Annotated in this window: 4 protein-coding genes; all 4 read right to left on the bottom strand. The window is 67.3% G+C overall.

The features are described 5' to 3' along the window. Positions 1 to 974: tRNA dihydrouridine synthase DusB (dusB, locus tag VK519_RS10235; protein ID WP_324349524.1), on the bottom strand; the 974-nt coding region annotated here is incomplete at its 3' end. Positions 975 to 1,037: 63 nt separating this feature from the next. Further along, positions 1,038 to 1,592 carry a methyltransferase family protein gene (locus VK519_RS10230; RefSeq protein WP_324349522.1) on the bottom strand — a complete coding sequence of 185 codons (555 nt, stop codon included), beginning with the start codon at positions 1,590 to 1,592 and terminating at the stop codon, positions 1,038 to 1,040. A 40-nt stretch (positions 1,593 to 1,632) separates the two neighbouring features. Then, positions 1,633 to 2,721: a PepSY-associated TM helix domain-containing protein gene (locus VK519_RS10225; RefSeq protein ID WP_324349520.1), complete on the bottom strand. Its 1,089-nt coding sequence runs from the start codon at positions 2,719 to 2,721 to the stop codon at positions 1,633 to 1,635. Positions 2,722 to 2,803: 82 nt separating this feature from the next. Then, on the bottom strand, positions 2,804 to 3,216 hold a 413-nt coding region (locus VK519_RS10220; RefSeq protein WP_324349518.1), incomplete at its 5' end, for a sensor histidine kinase.

The following is a 3,216-nucleotide window of genomic DNA, read 5'->3' as shown; positions in this document are numbered from 1 at the left end:
CGTTCGCCTGCGGAAAGGGCGGCGAAGTAGTCGGCGGTCAGGCGCAACTGTTCGCTGGCTGTCTCGGCACGGTTCACTACCTGGCGAAAGGCTGCGTTCTGCTGGCGGTCGCGGGCGTACCAGCCCAGGTGCTTGCGGGCGATGCGCACGCCCTGCACTTCACCGTAGAAGGCGTAGAGCGCGTGCAGGTGTCCGCAGAGGATCGCGGCCACCTCGCCGGGGGCGGGCTCTGGCAGGTGCTCGCCGGTAGCCAGAAAGTGGACGATTTCCCGGAAGATCCACGGCCGTCCCTGCGCACCCCGCCCGATCATGACCGCATCGGCGCCGGTGAGGGTAAGCACAAGCCTGGCTTTTTCCGGGGTATCGATGTCGCCGTTGGCAAGCACCGGGATGCCCACCGCGGCCTTTACCGCGGCAATGGTGTCGTATTCGGCGTGGCCTTCGTATTTGTCGGCGCGGGTGCGCCCGTGCACGGCGAGCGCCGCGATGCCGGCATCCTCGGCAATGCGGGCGACGGCGAGCGCGTTGCGGTTGTCGCGGTCCCAGCCGGTACGGATCTTCAGCGTCACCGGCACGTCCACGGCGGCCACGACCGCCTGGACGATGCGGGCCACCAGGGGTTCGTCCTGCAGCAGGGCTGACCCGGACCACACATTGCAAACCTTCTTGGCCGGACAGCCCATGTTGATGTCGATCAGCTGGGCACCGTTGGCCACGTTGAAGCGCGCGGCCTCGGCCAGCATGGCCGGGTCGTAGCCTGCGATCTGCACGCTTACCGGTTCCGGCTCACCCTCGTGGTCCATGCGCCGCAGGGATTTTGCCGTATGCCACAGGCGTGGATCGGCGTTGGTCATTTCCGACACGGCCAGGCCCGCGCCCAGCTGTTTGCACAGCAGGCGGAAAGGCTTGTCGGTGACCCCGGCCATGGGAGCGAGCACCACGGGCGGTTCGATGGCGTACGGGCCGATCTGCATCCGGCCATTGTAAGGCACGGGGTCAGAGTCATGACTCTGACCCCCAACGAGCAGGTGGCGCCGTCAATAGATGCCGGGCAAAAGCCGCCTGGTGCGGGCGGCGTAGGCGGCCCAGCGGGGTCCGAACGCCTCCGCCAACACCGCTTCCTCGACGTGGATGCGCCAGCCGAACACCGCCAGTGCCGGCAGCATGATGATCACCAACGACAGCCAGTGGCCGATGCACAGGCCCAGGCCCAGGAACGCCAGCAACGCGCCGGTGTAGGACGGGTGGCGGACGAAACGGTAAGGGCCGGTATCCACCAGCGGCTGATCGGCGGCGATCGCCACGTTCACGGTGAACCAGCGGCCCAGCCAGAGGATGGCAAACCACCGAAGGGCGATGCCGCCCAGGGTAAGCGCGACGCCCACGGGGTAGAGCACCTGGCTGGCCGGAAGCGAAGGACCCTGCCGGGAGAGTCCGAATGCGAAGAACAGCGCCACGCCGATTACCGTCCAGATCAGGGCGAGCGATGAGCGATCCTTCGACGATGCATCGCCTTTGGATCGCTTGAACAGCGAAAGCCCCAGTTCCGAAACCCCGAACAGGGCTCCCAGTACGTAAGCGGAATACCACATGCAATTGCCCTCTTTGCGGCACACCTGCCGCCAAGCGAGCTTATGCCGGTTTGCGGCCCGGCGGGCGACGCCGGCGTGCGCGCCAGAAAAGGAAACCCGTCACCAGCAGGAAGCTGGGCATCAGGCCCGTCAGCGTGGCCACGATGCGCCAGGCCATGCCGCCCACGGCGGCGGTGTGGATCGGATAGAGCGCGTTGCTGATGCGCCCGCCCTGTCCGGCGTTGCGGGCGTCGTCGCTTCCCACCACCTGGGCGGAGACCGGGTCGATCCACAGGCTGCTGCGACCGACCGGGTGCCACTCGCCGGGCTGGCGGATGCGAAGGGTGACCGGCATGCCGGGTTTATTGGGAAGCATGATGCGGCTGAACTGTGCCTCCGGCGCAGCGGCACGGGCCGCTGTAAAGACGGCCGGCCAGTCGATCGGGCCGGTGGCCGTACCCACGGCCGGCGGCCTGGCGGGTTTGGCGTCGTGGAAGGCGACAACCAGGCCGTTTCGTACCGCGCCGCGGTAAGCCATGGTGGTGCCCGTGCCGATCATCACCAGCAGCAGGGGCAGGGCTGAGAAACCGACCATGCGATGCCAGCTGGCCCAGCGCAGGATCGGCGGCCGCGCGTGCGGCTTCAGGTGCACGAGCAACCGGCGCCGGCCCGGCCAGTACAGCCAGGTACCGGAGACCAGCATCGTGAGGCCCGCGATGGCCACGATGCCCAGGATCGTTTCGCCTACTTCGCCTGACAGCAGTTTGGTGTGCCATGCCATCACCAGCAGCATGAAGTCGCTCGAGGCGTGCCGTGTTTCCAGGTATTGCCCCGTTCCGGCGTCGAAATAGAGCTTGTCGCCGCCGCGCGCGGAAGCCTCGAACACCGGCATGTCGTCCGACGGCAGGGATACCCCGCGCAATCCCTGGCCCTGCGGCAGCGCCAGCAGTTGGCCCAGTGCCGTGGCCTGCTGGGCAGGCGGTGGCAGCGGGCGGTCCACCAGTTCGTGGTGGGTTGCCGCAACGATCGGGTCTTCCCACAGCAAGGTGGCCCCGGCCAGGGTTACCAGGGCAAGCACGACCCCAAGGCTCAGGCCAATCCACAGGTGGATCGTCCTGAGCACCGAGCGTGCGCGGCGGGGCCCGGTCATGCGCGCGGACCGGAAAGGCGGAGAGGGGACGGAGTCATGCGGGCGAATCGGCGAAGGCGGCTGCCCGCATGCTAGATGAGAATCATTCGCATGGCAACGACTGGGCGGGGAATTCCACGGAGACGCGGAGCCCGCCAGCCGACCGGGGGGTGAGGATGAGGGTTCCCTCGTGTGCCTGGACGATGCTTTTGACGATGGCCAGGCCCAGGCCGACACCGGCATGATCACTGCGGATGCGTTCGGTACCACTCTGAAACCGCTCGGTGAGGGTCGAGGCCAACTGCGACGTGAGCGGTCCGCCGCTGTTGTCGACGATGAGCATGACCGAACCGGGGCGTACGGCGGTGCGGACCTGCACGGTGCCATGTTCGGGCAGATTGTGGACGATCGCATTGTGCAGGAGGTTCGTGATCATCTGCAGCAAGAGCGCGCGTGAGCCGACGATGGGAGCGATGTCGCCTGAGGTCTCGATGACGAGGCCGCGCTTTTCCGCCA

Source organism: Pinirhizobacter sp. (assembly GCF_035317885.1).
In the GTDB taxonomy this organism is placed as follows: domain Bacteria; phylum Pseudomonadota; class Gammaproteobacteria; order Xanthomonadales; family Rhodanobacteraceae; genus Pinirhizobacter.
Note: the sequence above shows the minus strand (reverse complement) of the source record. Positions and strands in the feature narration are given on the sequence as shown.